This window comes from Actinoalloteichus fjordicus (assembly GCF_001941625.1).
GTDB lineage: Bacteria > Actinomycetota > Actinomycetes > Mycobacteriales > Pseudonocardiaceae > Actinoalloteichus_A > Actinoalloteichus_A fjordicus.
This window is the reverse complement of sequence record NZ_CP016076.1, coordinates 5,948,790-5,965,352: the sequence shown is the minus strand read 5'-3', so window position 1 is coordinate 5,965,352 and position 16,563 is coordinate 5,948,790. Positions and strand designations below refer to the sequence as shown.

The 16,563-nt window shown below is 71.4% G+C and carries 12 protein-coding genes and 1 pseudogene; 11 read left to right on the top strand and 2 right to left on the bottom strand.

Annotated features, from left to right (window positions below; all coding sequences use genetic code 11):
- The 7 genes from UA74_RS25385 to UA74_RS25355 all read left to right on the top strand — a co-directional run bounded on the left by UA74_RS25385 (position 1) and on the right by UA74_RS25355 (position 8,092).
- Positions 1–474, top strand: coding sequence for a hypothetical protein (locus UA74_RS25385; RefSeq protein WP_075742484.1), 474 nt, complete (start codon positions 1–3; stop codon positions 472–474).
- Positions 452–3,427, top strand: coding sequence for an ATP-binding protein (locus tag UA74_RS25380; protein WP_083683624.1), 2,976 nt, complete (start codon positions 452–454; stop codon positions 3,425–3,427). The genes UA74_RS25385 and UA74_RS25380 overlap by 23 nt, the downstream gene beginning before the upstream one ends.
- Entirely contained in the window at positions 3,424–5,445 is a 2,022-nt protein-coding gene (locus tag UA74_RS25375; protein ID WP_083683622.1) for a hypothetical protein, read from the top strand. Before UA74_RS25380 ends, UA74_RS25375 begins: the two co-directional genes overlap by 4 nt.
- Positions 5,446–5,462: 17 nt before the next feature.
- Positions 5,463–6,107: a hypothetical protein gene (locus UA74_RS25370; protein ID WP_075742483.1), complete on the top strand. Its 645-nt coding sequence runs from the start codon at positions 5,463–5,465 to the stop codon at positions 6,105–6,107.
- Positions 6,107–7,096 (top strand): C40 family peptidase, encoded by a 990-nt coding sequence (locus UA74_RS25365; protein ID WP_075742482.1) that lies wholly within the window; start codon positions 6,107–6,109, stop codon positions 7,094–7,096. Before UA74_RS25370 ends, UA74_RS25365 begins: the two co-directional genes overlap by 1 nt.
- Positions 7,097–7,121: 25 nt before the next feature.
- Positions 7,122–7,568 (top strand): hypothetical protein, encoded by a 447-nt coding sequence (locus UA74_RS25360; protein WP_075742481.1) that lies wholly within the window; start codon positions 7,122–7,124, stop codon positions 7,566–7,568.
- 323 nt (positions 7,569–7,891) lie between these two features.
- Complete coding sequence (locus UA74_RS25355; protein WP_075742480.1) at positions 7,892–8,092, top strand: hypothetical protein; 201 nt, start codon at positions 7,892–7,894, stop codon at positions 8,090–8,092.
- A gap of 124 nt (positions 8,093–8,216) precedes the next feature.
- Here UA74_RS25355 and UA74_RS31175 read toward each other — a convergent pair whose 3' ends face one another.
- Complete coding sequence (locus tag UA74_RS31175; protein WP_083683619.1) at positions 8,217–10,121, bottom strand: M48 family metalloprotease; 1,905 nt, start codon at positions 10,119–10,121, stop codon at positions 8,217–8,219.
- A gap of 142 nt (positions 10,122–10,263) precedes the next feature.
- On the opposite strand from UA74_RS31175, the pseudogene UA74_RS25345 reads away from it, so the two are divergent.
- The 3 genes and pseudogenes from UA74_RS25345 to UA74_RS25335 all read left to right on the top strand — a co-directional run.
- A pseudogene (locus tag UA74_RS25345) lies at positions 10,264–11,667 on the top strand (RNB domain-containing ribonuclease); the annotation flags it as partial.
- A gap of 260 nt (positions 11,668–11,927) precedes the next feature.
- Positions 11,928–12,812 (top strand): helical backbone metal receptor, encoded by an 885-nt coding sequence (locus UA74_RS25340; protein ID WP_075765614.1) that lies wholly within the window; start codon positions 11,928–11,930, stop codon positions 12,810–12,812.
- Between the two features lie 10 nt (positions 12,813–12,822).
- A complete protein-coding gene (locus UA74_RS25335) occupies positions 12,823–13,806 on the top strand; it encodes a glutathione S-transferase family protein (protein ID WP_075742477.1) in 984 nt (327 codons plus the stop codon).
- A 939-nt stretch (positions 13,807–14,745) separates the two neighbouring features.
- Here UA74_RS25335 and panB read toward each other — a convergent pair.
- Entirely contained in the window at positions 14,746–15,609 is an 864-nt protein-coding gene (gene panB, locus UA74_RS25325; protein WP_075742475.1) for a 3-methyl-2-oxobutanoate hydroxymethyltransferase, read from the bottom strand.
- Between the two features lie 294 nt (positions 15,610–15,903).
- Between panB and UA74_RS25320 the strand changes: the two genes are divergently transcribed.
- Positions 15,904–16,422: a DinB family protein gene (locus tag UA74_RS25320; protein WP_075742474.1), complete on the top strand. Its 519-nt coding sequence runs from the start codon at positions 15,904–15,906 to the stop codon at positions 16,420–16,422.
- The last annotated feature ends 141 nt before the right edge of the window (positions 16,423–16,563 follow it).

Below are 16,563 nucleotides of genomic sequence, written 5' to 3'. Positions count from 1 at the left end.
GTGCGAATCCGCACCGATGACGAGGTCTATCGGGTCGATGCAGTCTGGCTCGGTCCGCCCAAGGCGACCTTCCCGTGGCGGGCTCGCTACGTCGCCTGGGGGATCGGGGTCCTCGTCCTGCTGGTCGTGCTCACCGTCGAACGGCAGATGGGCATCGGCTTCGACTTCTTCTCCACCGCGTGGGCCGTCGTCATCACCGTCGCCCTCACCACCTTCATCTGCTCGCGGATCAGCCACGAGCGGCCGTTCGCCTCGGTACTGGCGATGTGGGTGCGCGAGCTGACCGCACCCCGACAGACCAACTCGGCCAGGGGCGGCGCCGTGAGCGCCGACCGGATCCGGGTGCACCCTCAGCGACCTCGGCCGAGGCGGTCCGGCAGGTCCGGCAGGCGACCTGCGGGCCGAGGTCCGTCCCGCGGCTCTGCTCGCAAGAAGAACAAGGAGGTCCGCCGTGTCCGGGCGCCGAGGCGATAGGGAGCCGGAGCCCCGGAAACGCTCCCGGGGCAGCAAGTCCGGACGGGGCTCCGCCGCGTCTCGCCGCTACACTGAGCCGTACGCAGGCGAGCCTCGCGGCGGCAAGGCGGCCAAGAAGCGGCGGGATCGCAGGCTCCCCGGCGAGCAGTCGATCCCCACCTACACCCCGTCGATCCTGGCGCGCAGCATCGACGGACACCTGCTGCGCACCAGCCAGGACGTCTACGCCTGGTACCGACTGGCGCCGCAGCGCTGGTCCTTCCGCTCCGACGCCCAGCGCCAAGACCTGATCCACGCGATCGGGGGTCAGTACGCCGAACTCCAGGGCCGTTGGCTGCACCTGCGGGCCACCACCCGGCCGTATCCGATCCGGATGTGGGCCGAGGCGCACGTGCACAACGCCGTGCGCAGGCTGCCCGACACCCAGGGCGCCATGACCTTCGACGACTACATGGTCGGCGAGCAGCAGCAGCTCATGGGCCGTTCGATGGCGGAGAAGGAGGTCTATCTCGGCGTCCAGGTCCAGACCCGCAACGTGATGGACCGGGCCGTGGAACGCGCCGCGCCCCTGCTGCGCCGCATCTTCCCCGAGGCCGTTGACGCCGAGCTGCTCGCGCTCGACAGCGAGATCGAGCACCTGGACCAGGTGATGGGCTCGGCCGGGCTCGAGGGCAGGCCGGTCACCGCCGACGAGATGTCCTGGTTGATGCACCGGTCGTGCTCGCTGGGGCTGCCCTCCCCGCGCAACATGCCCGCCGTGCCGTCGGACACCTGGGAACCGGAGGACCTGGCGTCGTTCACCGACGCGGCCGACCTCCACCAGGACCCGTACGCCCCGACCGTCACCGTCCGAGGCCGCACGGGCTCCAACGCGGGCATGACCCGACACGTCGCGGTGCTGACCGTCGGCATGATGCACGGACTGCGCATCCCCGAGGTCGACGACCCGTGGATGCAGCGTGCCGACCGCCTGCCCGCCCCGGTGGAGTGGTCGGCGCGGATCTACGTGCGCAGACCGGAAGAGGTCGCGGGCGAGCTGCAACGTCAGATGAACAAGGTGCGTTCGCAGGTCCGGCACTACACCGACGAGCACGAGCTGGAGCCGCCGCAGTCGCTGTCCAGGCAGGCCTCCAGGGTGCTGGAGATCGACGACGAGATGACCACCGGCTTCACCGCGCTGGCCACGCGCGTGCGGTCCTGGTGGCGGCTGGCCGTGGCCGGTTCCACCGAGCGCGAGGCGCTGCGCCTGGCCCAGCAGATGCTGGAGCTGTACAAGCCGAAGGTCGCCATCGAGCACCCCGAGGCCCAGTACGGCATGGCTCGCGAGTTCATCCCCGGCGAGCCGCTGGCCTCCGGGGCGTATCAGCGTCGGGGCTCGGTCGTCTGGGCCGCCTCCTCGGTGCCCGCCGCCACCGCCGACGTCGGCGACCGGCGCGGCATCCTGCTCGGCGAGACCTGCACCGCCACTCGGCGACCGGTGGCCTGGGACCCCTGGATGGCCCAGGAGGTCCGCGACGCCTCCGGACTGACGGCGATGGTGGCCGGGCTGGGCGGCGGAAAGTCGTTCCTGGGCGGCGGCATCGTCTACAAGACGCTGCGGGCCGGGGCGAACTGGACGCTGCTCGACCCGTCCGGTCCGCTCGCGTCCCTCTGCGAGCTGCCGGAGCTGCGGCCCTATGCCCGGCCGATCAACCTGCTCAACGCCGAGCCGGGCATCCTCAATCCGTACCGGGTGGTGGCCGAGCCGCAGCTCGAGCACTTCATGGACGAGGAGGACCCGGAACGGGCCTGGCGGCGCGAGCGTGCCCTGTCGGCGGCCACCCGGCGGCGGCTGGTGCTGGACGTCCTCACCGGACTCCTGCCCTACGAGGTGTCCCGGCTGGCGCAGACCCGCATCGTCCTGCTGCGCGCGGTCCGCACCATCGGTGGCAGGCCCGACGCCCATCCCGGTCTCGTGTTCGAGGCGCTGCGCCGCGATGCCAGCGAGCATCGCGAGCACGCCGTGGTCGTCGCCGACTTCCTCGACGAACTCCGCGAGCGCATGTCGCTGCTCATCCCGGAGGACGACGCCGACCCGTACTCACATCAGCGAGACGACCGTCTCACGGTGCTCACGATGGCGGGTCTGACCATGCCCAAGGACGGGATCGGGCGGGAGCACTGGACCGACGCCGAGTCGCTGGGCGTCGAGCTGCTCAATCTCGCGGCCTGGTTGACCCAGCGGTCGATCTACGAACGGCCCAAGGACGAGCGCAAGGGCGTCTGGATCGACGAGGCGTTCTTCCTCTCCGAGGTGCCCACCGGTCGCGTCCTGATGAACCGGTTCGCCCGTGACTCCCGGAAGTGGAACGTCCGAGTCCTGCTCTCCAGCCAGGTTCCCGGCGACTTCCTCAAGATGCAGGGCTTCGTGTCGCTGCTGGACTCGGTCTTCATCGGCCGGGTGGACGACGAGGACGCCCAGGCCGACGCGCTGCGGCTGCTCAAGGTCCCGGTCGGCGCGGGCTACGAGCAGGTCGTGGCCAGCCTCGGGCGCAGGCCCACCGGCCACCGCGCCTCGACCGAGCGGGACATGGCGCCCCGCCAGTTCATCTTCGGGGACGGAGCGGGCGGAGTGGAACGCATCCGCATCGACTTCTCCGGCCCGCATCTCGGCCACCTGCGCTCCGCGCTGGACACCACCCCCACCGGGGCGGCCGACCCGAGGTCGACCGCACGGGGCGGCGTGCCGAGGGAACGGCCGACCGATCGTGCCGAGGGGCGCGACGAGGTCGCCCTCGACCCGATCCTGGACGCCGACCTCGATCCGAGGGAGATCGATCCCAGGGAGATCGACGCCAGGGAGATCGACGCCAGGGAGAGCGAGCCGAGGGAGCTCGACGAGGTGGGAGTGAACGGCATGGCCCGCGGCGGCGCGGACCGCAGCCGTGACCCAGGCAGGGACGACTCGGCATGATCACGACGCTGCTGCTGGTCGGGGTCCTGCTGCTCCTGGCGGCAGGATTCCGAGCGCTGCGGCGACGTGCCGCCCGCCGAAGGGCCGAGTCGGGCCTCACCCGGCCTGCCGGGCGGGCTCGTCGTCGCGCACTGGCCGTGGTGGTCGCGGTGCTGGGCGCCCAGATCATCCTCGGCGCACCTGCGAACGCGCAGAACGACGGGTGTCGCGTGGCGCCCAACCCCGAACGGCCCGGTGCGGGCATGGTCGGCGCCTTCGACCCGGCCCCGATGGGCACCGGCCAGCCGGGCAGCGTCTACGACGAGGTCGGCTATGCGGGGCTGGTGTGGCACACCTACGACCTCGGCTGCGGGCCGGAGGGCATGCGCAACCCGAACGCCCTGATCGACACCTGGGCGGGGAACCAGCTGTTCAACGTCGGCAAGAACCTGGTCAGCGCCACCAACGGCCTGCACTACGCGCTGCTCGACGGCGACCTGATGGGCCCGTTGGACGGTCTGATCACCACCGGGACCAACGCCCTCTACGACACCGTGTACACCCCGCTCTTCGGCATCCTCGCCATCGTCCTCGGCATCCTGATGTTCCGGCAGATCTGGCGCGGCGACCTGGCCGGGATCAGCAGACGAGGCATGTGGGCGTTGGCGGCGATCTGGCTGGCCGCAGCCACCTATCTGACGCCGTTGATCTATACGAACCTGCTCGACGACATCCTCATCACCGGAACCTCGGCCGTGCAGGCGGGCTTCCTGGAGGAGGTCGACGTCGACGAGCGCAACGCGCTACCCGAACTGCTGCACGAACGGGTCGTCTACGACAACTGGCTGCGCGGCGAGTTCGGCGCCACCGACGCGCCGCAGGCCGAGGCACTCGGCCGAGACCTGGTGCTCGCGCAGGCCTGGACGAAGGAGGAGGTCGCGGCGGGGCTCGACGCCGAGGCCCCCGACGAGAAGCAGGCCGCGTTCCACGCCATCGCCGACCAGATGGGCAGCTCCTACGGCTACTTCCAGGGCGTCGACGGCAGCCGGATGGGCGCGGGCTTCCTCGCGATGATCCAGGGCTTCGCCTACGCGTTGTTCCAGCTCCTCGCCAAGGCGGCGATCCTGCTGGCCCAGGTGCTGCTGCGGGTGCTGATCCTGGCCGGTCCGATCATCGGCCTGATCGCGATGATCCAGCACGAGGTGCTGCGGCGAGTGGGCCGCGCGGTGGGTGCCGCACTGCTCAACGTCGTGGTGGTCTCGGCGCTGGCCGGTGTGCACACGCTGATCCTGACCTGGCTGTTCAACTCGGCCAGCGGGCTCTCGCTGCTGGCGCAGATGCTGCTGGCCATCCTGATCACCGTCGTGCTCTTCATGATCGTCAAACCCTTCCGTCGCATGTGGCAGATGGTCGAGCTCTCGGCGGGTGCCGTGGGCGGCAGTCTGCCCAAGGGGCCGCCGGGGCTCTTCCGCAAGCGCGGCGAGAAGCAGCGCACCCCGCAGGACGAGTTCTGGGATCAGGTCCGTGAGTCCGATGAGGACGATTCGACCGCCCCCACCCGAGGCAGGCAGCGCATCCGGCCGGAGGCGGCGAACCCGGCCACCGTGACCGCTGAGCGGATGGACCGGACCACCGTGACGGCGAACACCGGCATCGGATCGGCCTCGGCGGAGGCACTGCCCGCAGGCAGATCCGACGGGGCACCGGCGTTGCCGCCGGGCGTCGGCGGCGCGGCGCCCTATGCCGCAGGCGGCTCTCCGCCTCGTGCCTCGACCGCCGACCGTGCGGCGGCGGGCGGGATGCCGCCCCGCAGCAGCCGGGTGGTGGACACCTCGCCGGTCAGCGGCGGATGGGACCGCAGGGAGGAGGACGCCGTCGTGCTGCCCTCGCGGATGTCGTCCGAGCCGGGCGTGCCCGGTCGCGGTCCCGTCGCCTCGCCGCGTCGGGCGGAGATGGAGGTCGTCCAGGGCAGACCCGTGTTCGTGGTGTATCGGCCTTCTCGCGGCCTGGAGGTCCGAGAAGGCGGCGATGTCCGGTGAGTCAGTGAGGAGCGACCGTGCCGATCCGCACCAATCGAGGCAGGGCTGCGGTGTATCGCAGGCTCTGGGGCTGGCCGATGCGTTCGCCCCGGCATCTGGTCTTCACCATCGTCCTGTTGGCCCTGCTGGTCACCGGCATGGGCATCCTGCTTCCCGAGCAGCCCCAGGCCGAGTCGCCGCGGGCCGGTGATCCGGCGTCGACCCCGGTGAGTCGGGACACCGACGGGACGGACGCGACGATCGGCGACGGCCAGCCGGGCCTCGGCGACTCGACGGCGACCCCCACGACGGAGTGGGAGGACGCCGCTCCGCCCTCGATCGACCTCACCGAGCCCGCCCTGCCGCCCCCGCCGGAGGAGCAGGGCATCGAGGTGGCGCGCGAATGGGGCGCCGCCTGGCTGAGCCACGAGGAGGCGGCCGACACCGAGGAGTGGCTGGCCCGGCTCGCCCCGTTCACGACGGAGGAACGGCTGGCGGTGATGAGTTCCGTCGACCCGAGGAACATTCCCTTCGACGAGATCATCGGCGACCCCGAGCTGCTGGACGCCGGCGACTCGACCCTGACCGTCCTGTTGCCGACCAACACCGAGCCGCTTGAGCTGACCCTGATCGTCCGCGAAGAGCAGTGGCGTGTGTCGGCCTACAACCAGGTGAGTGCCTGATGCGCAAACTGATGCTCTTCGGCTTCCTCGGGGCGACGGCCTTCATCGCCTTCCTCGTCTACGGCGGCGTCAGCACGGTCGTGACCGGCGGGACGGCCTATGCCGACACCTACAGCTACTGCGTGCCGCAGCACGGCCTGTGGGGCGGTGAGGACGCCGATCTCGGGGAGCGCGACGCCGCCACGCTCGACGACGAGTCGCTGGAGATCACCGGGCAGATCATCGGCATCGGACAGGAACGCGAGGAGTCGCCCAGGGCCTGGCAGATCGCCATTCAGGCGGGCAAGACGGAGTCGAACCTGCACAACCTGGACTACGGCGACCGGGACTCGCTGGGGATCTTCCAGATGCGGCCCTCGATGGGCTGGGGCACGCCTGCGCAGTTGCAGGACCCCGTCTATCAGATCAACAAGTTCTACGACGTCCTGCTCAGCGTGCCGGGCTGGGAGGAGATGCGGCCGGGCGACGCCGCGCAGGCGGTGGAGCGGTCGGCCTTCCCCGACCGGTACCACCGCTGGGAGTCGATGGCTGTCTTCCTGATCTCCGAACTCGGCGGAGTCACCGACATCAACGACTGTCAAGACCTGCCGCCCGCCGACGAGCGGGCCGCGCTGGCCATCGACTTCGCGCTGGATCAGATCGGCAAGCCCTACGTCTGGGGCGCGACCGGGCCGGGCACCTTCGACTGCTCGGGGCTGACGCTGCGGGCCTGGGAGGCGGCAGGCGTCACGATCCCGCGAGTATCCCAGGACCAGTTCCTCGGAGCGGGCACGCCGGTGCCTCTTGACGAGGCGCTCCCAGGTGATTTGATCTTCTGGGGGGCCGGACGCAGTCCGCGAGCGGTCGACCACGTCGCGTTGTACCTCGGCAACAACGAGGTGGTGCATGCCCCTCAGCCGGGTGACGTGGTCCAACGAGCGCCGCTCTGGGACGGCGGCAAGTTGATTCCGACCGCGATCCGCCCAGGGCCCGCCACCCAGCTGACCTGACTGACAGCACGACCCGAGGAGGAGCATGTTCTCGCCAGAGCCGATCCCCAGACACGCAGGTCCTCCCGCGTCGAGTTCCCCGTTGCGGGACTACCTGTCGGGCGCACAGGCCCATGGTCGGGCGGGCGTGGACGCGACGTACGCGGTGCTGCCTCGAAACCTGGTGGAGTCGATGCCGCTTCCCTGGCAGCAGCAGCTCGTCCACCTGCTCGCGGAGTTCCATCAGGCCCACGGTCACCTGCCGTGGCCGGTGTACCGGGTGGTGCCCTCGCGCAGTGAACGACTGATCGACCTCGACGAGGAGCAACTGGCCGAGGTCGGCTGCCTGGTGGAGATCGACACTAAGGGCGAACTGGTCTATCGGGAGCGCAACGGCAGACGGATCGAGGACCCGGAGGACCGGACGGTCCTGGTGTCCTGTCTGGACCCGCTCGTCCGACAGCCTGCGGCGAAGGCCAACGGCTCCGCGTGACGCCCGTCCGGCTGGCTCGAAGCCGGGTACGCGGCGGGTTGTTCGCCGGGCCGGGTGCTCCCGAGCGGCTGTGCAGCTCGCCCTGCTCCTCGTCCGGTCGGGACCTCCCGGTATGCGCGCCGCAGCGACTCCGGCCGAGTCGGTTCGGCAGCTCGGGGCATGGCATCGAGGGCGGACGCTCTCGCGACCGGTGTGGGTCGGCCTCGGTCCGTCGACGCTCCTGTGCTCCGGGGCCGCCCGTGCGAGGTCGACCGGGCGGCCGGGGCCGGGGCGCGTGCGCCCACGCGGATGACAGCGGCGGTCGGACGTGCCACGCTCGGGGAGTGGTCGATCCCGCTGGTTGGTACTACTGCCTGAAGCACGGCAAGGTCGAGCACGGTTCGGGGTGTCGATCCCTGGACCGGCTCGGTCCCTACCCCGATGCCACGACGGCCTCGAATGCCCTGGCCATCGCGAAAGCCCGGACCGAGGAGGCCGACGAGCAGGACCGGGCCTGGCGTGACGAGGACGACGACGAGGACTGACCGTCCGCACCGCCGCGATGCGGGTGACGTCCTTCTCCTCGGCTGTCGTCTCCGGTGCCGTCGCGTGCCCCGTGGGCGGGCCGACCGACATGCCGCCCACGCCGGACGGCCCGCAGCTCGGTGATCAGCGGGCCGGACCTCGCCCGAGATAGTCCTCCAGCTTCCGAATTCGTCGACTGTGTGAGGGATGTGAGGCGAAGAGCCTGGCCCGCAGGCCGGGCGGGGTGCGATTGGCCGCATGGCCGTCGCGCATCCACCGGGTCAGCACCTCGATCAGCGCGGGGCCGTAGCCGAGCTGCGCGGCCATCCGGTCGGCACGGATCTCGCTCAGCCGGCTCGCGGCGGCAAGCAGCACCGAGGCCACCGGCACCAGCAGCAGAATCGGACTGAGGTAGACCGCGAACGCGAGGCCCGCGACGAGCGCGATCAGGCCGATCGCCATGCCCACCGCGCTGCCGGTCCTGGTGATCGCGTTGCCGATCGCGCCGACCAGCCGGGCCAGCGCCACGGTCAGACCGAGAAACAGCCGGATCGGAATCGAGTACCAGCCGTGCAGGCGCAGGACCAGCGAGTGGCCGCCGAGGTGGTGACCGAGCTCATGGGCCAGCACGGCGGCGAGGGTGTGCGGCGGCAGCTGCAGCGCCCCCTTGGTGACGATGACGATCCGCCCGCCCGCCGCGGCGGCGTTCAACTCCGGCACGTCCTGAACCCACAGCTGGAAGCGGCGCGGATCGGCCACCACGTCGTCCAGGACCGAATCCCAGACCGGCTCGAGGATGCGGCGCTCGCCCTCGGTCGGCGGCCGGGAGTTCAAGGAGACCCGGGCCAGCAGGCTCTCACAGCCGGGCAGGAAGATCACCGAGGCGGAGAGCAGCCACACCACCGGAGTGAGCCAGCTCAGCGGCGCCCACACGTGATCGCCGAGCAGCGAGCCGATGACCAGCAGCAGACCGAGGCTGCTCAGCGTCCACGGCAGACTCAACAGCGCGCCGAGCCAGGCGCTCAGATCGACGCGGCTTCGCGGGACCGAGGCGCTGCCGCCGGTCGGCAGCGGCGGCGGCAGCGGGCGACGAGACTCGGACGAGCCTGCGGACGTCGACGGGCCGCCCACGCGGGGTTCCCGACGAGTGGCGGGGCGCTGGGCGGCGATGTCGTCGGTCGTCTCCCCGGCAGCCCGGCGATCGGCGGTCCGGTGCTCGGCGGCTCGGTCGGCTGCGGCTCGGCCGTCGGGGCGCTGGGCCTGCCCGCTTGCGGCGGTCCTGGCTGCGGCCGCCTCGCTGACGGAGTCGGGGCGGCCGACGGGCGGGGCGTCGGGACCGCTCTCGGGCCGGGCCTGCCTCGCGGTGGTCGTGGTCTCGTCGGCGGCGGAGGTCGCGGTGCCTGCCGTGGCGGTGCCGGTCCCGGCTCCGGTCCCGACGCCTGCGGCTTCGGGTGCCGAGGTTGTCGGTGTCGGCGCGGGTGTCGATGTCGAGTCTGATGCGGATGCGGATGGGGATGCGGATGTCGGAGTGGTCGCGGATTCGGCGCCACCGACGGTGATCCTGGTTCCCACGCTGTCGGGCTCCGTCGCGACGGCGGTCCCGGTCGAGTCGACGATCGCGGGGGCGGGGGCCGTTGCGGCTGCGGACGGCCCGGCGGGCGTGCTTCGGCGCCCGCCATCGGCGCTCACCGTGTCGATGGTCATAGATTCGGGGATTGCGGCGTCGGTGACCACGCCCGCGACCACCGGGCCTGCGATCACGGGGCCGCGCCCCGGCGTGTCACCGCCTCGGATGTCGACGGCGGGGCGTCCTGGCGTGGCACTGCCTGCGCCGGGATTCCCGGCCGGAGTCTCGGCACGGGCGTCGGCCCGGTCCGCCCGGCGGGCGGCCTCGGTGGCGAGCACGTCGTCGTCCCGGTCGGGATCGGCGGGGCCTGCGGCGCGGCGTGGGGCGGCCGCTTCGCGGGACGAAGGCATCGGGGCGGGCTGGGCCGGGTCGTGAGTCGGGTTGACGGCGTCATCGGACGGCGGGCCGAGGGGGGTGTGCACCGGAGGCTCCTCGCGGCAGAGGGATGTCCATTGCGTGATCAACCGTGACTAGCGGTGACTACCCTTGATGATTCCATCACGGTGCGAAGTCAGGGAAGAACCTGGTGTGTTCAGCGGCGAATTCCCAGTAGGGTCGAAGACCGTGCCCGCCAGGACGAGCCGCAGCACAGCCGCAGGCCAGGACTTCACCCAGGTGCGTGCCGAGTTCGGCCTGCCTTCGGGGTTTCCAGCCGGCGTGCTCGTCGAAGCCGAACAGGCGGTCGGCCGGGATCTGGCCGTCGGTCCGCGCCGCGACGCCACCGACCTCCCGCTGGCCTCCATCGATCCGCCCGGCGCCAAGGACCTCGACCAGATCATGTACATCGAGCGGCGGCGGCGTGGTTATCGGGTGCATTACGCGATCGCCGACCTCGGCGCGTTCGTCGTGCCCGACGGACTGCTCGATGCCGAGGTCCGCCGACGCGGACAGACCCTCTACCTGCCCGACGGCGTGATCCCCATGCATCCGCCGGTGCTGTCGGAGGACGTCGCCAGCCTGCTGCCCGACCGGGTCCGACCCGCCGTGCTGTGGACGATGGACCTCGATGCCGAAGGCGAGGTCGAAACGGCCTCGGTCTGCCGGGCGCTGGTGCGTTCGGTGGCCTGCCTCGACTTCGACACCGTGGCCGCCTCACTGGCGGCAGGCACGCCGCACCCCTCGATCGCCCTGCTCCCGGAACTGGGCAGGCTGCGCCGTGCCCTCGCGCTGCGGCGAGGCGCCATCGAGCTGGAACTGCCCGATCAACAGGTCGTCTCCGACGGCGCAGGCGGCTGGCGTCCCGCCATTCGACGGCGTTCCGAGATCGACGACTTCAACGCCGAGATATCGCTGCTCACCGGCATGGTCGCGGCGGAGATGATGTTGGAAGCGGGGATCGGTGTGCTGCGAACCCTGCCCGATCCCGACGCCCCGGCCGTGGACCGGCTGCGCGCCGGCGCGCGGGCGCTGGGTGTGGCGTGGCCCGCCGACACCGGGCCCGCCCAGCTGCTGGCCGGGCTCGACCCCACCAGACCCGAGTCCATGGCGTTGTACATGGACGCGACCCGGTTGCTGCGTGGTGCGGGCTATACGGCCTTCGACTCCGGTGCCCCGGCGAACAACGGTCACGCAGGCATCGGCGCTCCCTACGCCCACGTGACCGCGCCGCTGCGGCGGCTGGTGGACCGCTTCGGCACCGAGATCTGTCTCGCGGCTCAAGCCGGAGTCGAACCCGCCGAGTGGGCGCTTGCCGCGCTGCCGAGGCTGCCATCGCTGATGGGCGCCTCGGACCAGCTCGCGGGCCGGGTGGAACGGGCCTGCGTGAGCCAGAGTGAGGCCTGGGTGCTGGCCTCGCGGGTCGGTCAGGAGTTCGAGGCGACGGTGGTGCGCTCCGGGGACACCGGCAGTGAGCTCTTCATCACGGACCCGCCCGTGCTGGCCCGGTATGAGGTCGGCCTGCCACCGGGCGGACGGCTCCGGGTGCGGCTGGCCGCCGCCGACCCGACGACCCGGCAGGTTCGTTTCGAGGCTGTGGAGGCCGGTTCGCAGAGTTCGCCCGGGGCCGCCGAGGGACCGGCCGTGGCGGGCTCGACCGAGGCGGCCCGGCGGGGTTCGGCGGACGCCGCATCGTCCGGGAGCTCTGTGGACGGAGCGGGCAGGCGCGGCGGCCCGATGCGCGGGCTGGTCATCGCCGCCGCGGGTTCGACGGGCGACGATTCCCATGACACTGAGCAGTTGGCGAGTCCCGACCTGTCGGGGAATGCCTGCGTGCGGGGGAGCGCCGAGTCGTGATCCGCCGCGACGATCTCGGTGCCGCGGTCTCGGTGCCCAGCGCGCCGAGGCGAGTGGTCTCGCTGGTCCCGTCGCTGACCGAGACGGTGGCCTCCGTCGCACCCGACGCCCTGATCGGCGCCACCGACTACTGCGTGCACCCGGCGGACTTGGACGTGGTCCGGGTGGGCGGCTCGAAGTACCCGGTCGTGGCCCAGGTGATCGAGCTGGCGCCGGACCTGGTGCTGGCCAACGGCGAGGAGAGCAGGCCGCAGGACGTCGCGGAACTGCGGGCGCGGGGCATCCCGGTGTGGGTGACGGCGGCGCCTGCGACCGTGCCCGAGGCACTGGACTCCCTGCGTCGACTGCTCGTCGAGGTGTTCGACGTCACACTGCCTGCCTGGTGGCGGCAGGCGGCGTCGGACTGGGAGCAGGTGCCCCCGGTCCGGGCCAGGGTGGTGGTGCCGGTGTGGCGCAGGCCGTGGGTGGTCCTCGGCCGCGACACGTTCGCGGGCGACCTGCTGCGCAGACTGGGCCTGGCCAACGCCTGCGACCCCGGCGACACCCTCACGGGCCCGCCCGCCGACGCCGAGCGGTATCCGAGACCGAGTCTCGCCGAACTGCGCGGATTGTTCGAAGACGGCGCGGCCGATCTGCTGGTGTTGCCCGACGAGCCCTACGCCTTTCACCCGGGGGACGGCCCGGAGGCCTTTCCCGGCGTGCCGGTGGCGTTGATCTCCGGCAGGCACCTCACCTGGCACGGTCCCTCCCTCGCCGAGGCAGCGGCCGTGCTGGGCCGGGCACTCGATCCGGTGCTCGACCGGCTCGCAGGCTCCGCCGAGGCACGGTCGACCCGCGCCGCCGACCGCGACAGTCCGCCGAGGCCCGGCTCCCCGGCCTAGGCTTGCCGACATGTCTGGTGCGCAGTTCACGGCGGAGACCTCGGCCAAGGGCGAGTTCGTCCGACAGGCGAACCGCTTCACCGATCGGATCACCGCGTCCGGCTCGGCGGGCCACGCGGTGGAGCCGGATCGCTATCGACTGGTGGTGTCGACGGCCTGTCCGTGGGCGCATCGATCGATCATCGTGCGGCGACTGCTGGGCCTGGAGGACGTGCTGTCCCTCGGCGTCGTCGATCCGATCCGCGACGATCGGGGTTGGCGGTTCACCCTCGATCCCGGCGGTCGCGATCCGGTGCTGGACATCGAGTTCCTGGCCGAGGCCTATCTCGCCCGCGACCCCGAGTTCAAGGGCCGGGTGACCGTGCCCAGTCTGGTGGACACCCGGACCGGGCAGGTCGTGACCAACGACTATCCGCAGATCTCGCTGGACCTGTCGACCGAATGGGCCGACTTCCACCGTCCCGGCGCCCCGGACCTGTATCCGGCGGCGGCCCGTGCGGAGATCGACGAGGTGGTCGAGCCGATCTTCCGCAATGTCAACAACGGCGTCTACCGGGCAGGCTTCGCCACCTCGCAGGAGGCCTACGAGGCGGCGTTCGCGGATCTGTTCGGCGAACTCGACAGGTTGTCGGACCGGCTGGCCGGACGTCGCTACCTGGTGGGGGAGTCGATCAGTGAGGCCGACGTCCGGCTCTTCACCACCCTGGTGCGGTTCGACGCGGTCTACCACGGCCACTTCAAGTGCAACCGGAACAAGCTGACCGAACTGCCGGTGTTGTGGGCCTATGCCAGGGACCTGTTCCAGACACCCGGCTTCGGGGACACCGTGAACTTCGACCACATCAAGCGGCACTACTACCAGACCCACGAGCGGATCAACCCGAGTCGGATCGTGCCGGCGGGACCTGATCTCGCGGGCTGGCACTCGCCGCACGGCAGGGCGGCGCTCGGCGGCAGCCCGTTCGGGGACGGCACCCCGCCGCCTGCCGTCTGACACCGGCGGGACGCCGTCTGTTCCCGTCGGCGGGGCGGGGAAAGCCGATCCGGGCAGGCCGCGGGGCCGGGCAGGCCGGCGCTGCGCTCGTCCGCCGTCGAAAGCCTTGCCCGGGCGTCCGTGCGTGGTCGATGGACGCGGGGCCCGGTGATCGGGGGCGCCGACCGGCAGACAGGCGCACTGCCGAGCCGGGGCCGTCCTCGGCTGACGATGTGGGCAGCCTGCCGCGCCGCAGGGGTACGACAGCGCGCCCGTCTGGTTTCCGTCCATGCACTCACGGTAGTCGCGCGTCGACGGCGACGCTGCCGGACGAGCGTGGTTCATGACAGTTGTCATGAAGATCGGTGTCAACTGTCATGGAAAACTCATGACAGTTGACACTACCTGCGGTGATTCTCGTCCGAGATGATCTGCGGCATGACCTCGCATCCTGTCCTGCCGTCGCAGTCTCCGTCCCTGAGGCCCCTATCGCCTGCCGCGTCGTCGCTGTCGTCGATCGCGACTATCGACACGTTCCGTGTCCATGCGCGCCCCGCAGCGTCCAGCCGCGGCCCCGCCGAGGTCTGGAGCCGCCGGGGCCGGTCGGGTCTGATCAGAACTGGTCGAGATCCGAACCGCTCGAGCCCGGTCGAGCCGGGGCCGGGACGAATGGGAGCCAGATCGGAATCAGCCCGGCCGGAGTCGGCCCAGCCGGGGCGGCAGGCGGAGCCGATGGGGACGGTCGGCAGCGACCGTCCGCCACCAGCCCTCTCGGCCCGGCGGAATCGCCGTTCCGCCTGCCGTGCGTGCCGAGGCCCGTGTGAACACCGGAACCTGAGAGAACACCGGAACCCGAGAGAACACCGAGGCGTGCACGACCATCGGGCCAGGCAGCCCCAACGCGCTCGAGCCGTGGCGTTCCAGGCCGCGCGCCGGGGCACTCGGCGTCTCGTCGACCCCTCAGTGGAAGGAGTGCTCCTCGGCGGGGAAGCTCCCGCCGCGCACGTCGGCGGCGAACTCGCTCGCCGCCTGCGACAGCACGCCTGCGACGTCGGCATAGCGCTTGACGAAACGCGGCGACCGCCCCTGGTTGAGGCCTGCCATGTCCTGCCACACCAAGACCTGCGCGTCGCAGTCCGGCCCCGCTCCGATGCCGACGGTGGGGATCGCGAGTTCCGCCGTCACGCGCTTGGCGACCTCGGCGGGCACCATCTCCAACACCACCGCGAAGGCCCCGGCCGCCTCCAACGCCAGCGCGTCGGCCACCAGCGCGTCGGCGCTCGCGCCGCGCCCCTGGACCCGATAACCGCCCAGGCCGTGCTCGCTCTGCGGGGTGAAGCCGATGTGTCCCATCACCGGGATGCCCGCCGAGGTCAACGCCTCGACCTGGGGGGCGAAGCGGCTCCCGCCCTCCAGCTTGACCGCATGGGCGCGGCCTTCCTTCATCATCCGCACGGCCGTGGTCAACGCCTGCTCCGGCGAAGCCTGGTAGCTGCCGAAGGGCAGATCTGCGACCACCAGCGCGCGGCTCGCCGACCGGGTGACCGCCCGGACGAGCGGCAGCATCTCCTCGGTGCTCACCGGCAGCGAGCTCTCGTAGCCGTACACGTTGTTGGCCGCCGAGTCGCCGACCAGCAGCACGGGAATGCCCGCCTGATCGAAGATCTTCGCGGTGTACATGTCATACGCGGTGAGCATCGGCCAGGCCTCGCCGCGCTCCTTCATCTCCCGCAGGTGATGTACCCGGACTCGCCGGGCGGGTTTGGTCGTGGCAGCCCCGGTGCCGTACGGCGCGGGCTGCTCGTCCTCACGAACCGTGGTCATCGTCGACCGTCCTCCCTCAAGGCCTGCGAGCAGGTCCCTGGGTCATCGTGAATGGTCCTGACATCGAGCGTGTCACGAACGGGGGCGGTGAGGCAGCCGGGTGGGATCGGCTTCACAGCTCGACGCGGGGGGATGCTGCTCACGTCGGCGGGCGTTTGCTGCGTCTGAGCAGGCCCCGGCCGCAGGAACGGTGCTGCGCGGCCCGAGCGCGGAGCGGCCTGCCCGGCCGCCCGCCGTAGGCGAAGGTGAGGAAAACCAGGTGCACCGGCCACGAGCAGCCGACATCATGCCTCGATGACCGATGACAGGCGTGACCCGCCGAATCAGGGCACCGAGCTCGAAGTGCTGATGGGCTTCCTCGACTACCACCGGCAGACGCTGGCGATGAAATGCGCCGACCTGACGCCGCAACAGCTCACGACCCGATCCGTCGAGCCGTCGACACTGTCTCTACTGGGGCTCGTCCGGCACCTCGCGGAGGTGGAGCGGGGCTGGTTCCGCAACTCCCTGATGGGCGAGGGCGTCCCCCCGCTGTTCTACAGCGACGCCAGCCCCGACGGCGACTTCGACGACGTCGATCCCGCGACGGTCACGCAGGCCGACGTCGACCAGGCGTTCGACGCCTGGCGCGCGGAGATCGCCAACGGCGACGCCCTCGTCGCAGGGGCGGAGTCCGTCGAGGTGATCGGGCTGGGCGGCCGGGAGAAGCGCTCGCTGCGCTGGATCCTCGTCCACCTGATCGAGGAGTACTGCAGGCACAACGGTCACGCCGACCTGCTCCGCGAACGCGTCGACGGCCGAACCGGCGAATAGGCCGCCCTGGGCAGGGCCGCCCTGGGCGGAGCCGTCCTGCGCAGGGCCGTCCGGCCTGCCCCGCAGCCCCGGTGGGGGCCGCCGCCCGCCGCCCGCCGCTCGCAGCCGACGAGGCGGAGCCGTGTCCCCGGCCGAGGAGCG

Bases quoted from the DNA above. Each gene is read 5' to 3' on its own strand.
- UA74_RS25375 (WP_083683622.1), top strand. From the start codon at position 3,424: ATGATCACGACGCTGCTGCTGGTCGGGGTCCTGCTGCTCCTGGCGGCA.
- UA74_RS25365 (WP_075742482.1), top strand. From the start codon at position 6,107: ATGCGCAAACTGATGCTCTTCGGCTTCCTCGGGGCGACGGCCTTCATC.
- UA74_RS25360 (WP_075742481.1), top strand. From the start codon at position 7,122: ATGTTCTCGCCAGAGCCGATCCCCAGACACGCAGGTCCTCCCGCGTCG.
- UA74_RS25335 (WP_075742477.1), top strand. From the start codon at position 12,823: ATGTCTGGTGCGCAGTTCACGGCGGAGACCTCGGCCAAGGGCGAGTTC.
- panB (WP_075742475.1), bottom strand. From the start codon at position 15,609: ATGACCACGGTTCGTGAGGACGAGCAGCCCGCGCCGTACGGCACCGGG.
- UA74_RS25320 (WP_075742474.1), top strand. From the start codon at position 15,904: ATGACCGATGACAGGCGTGACCCGCCGAATCAGGGCACCGAGCTCGAA.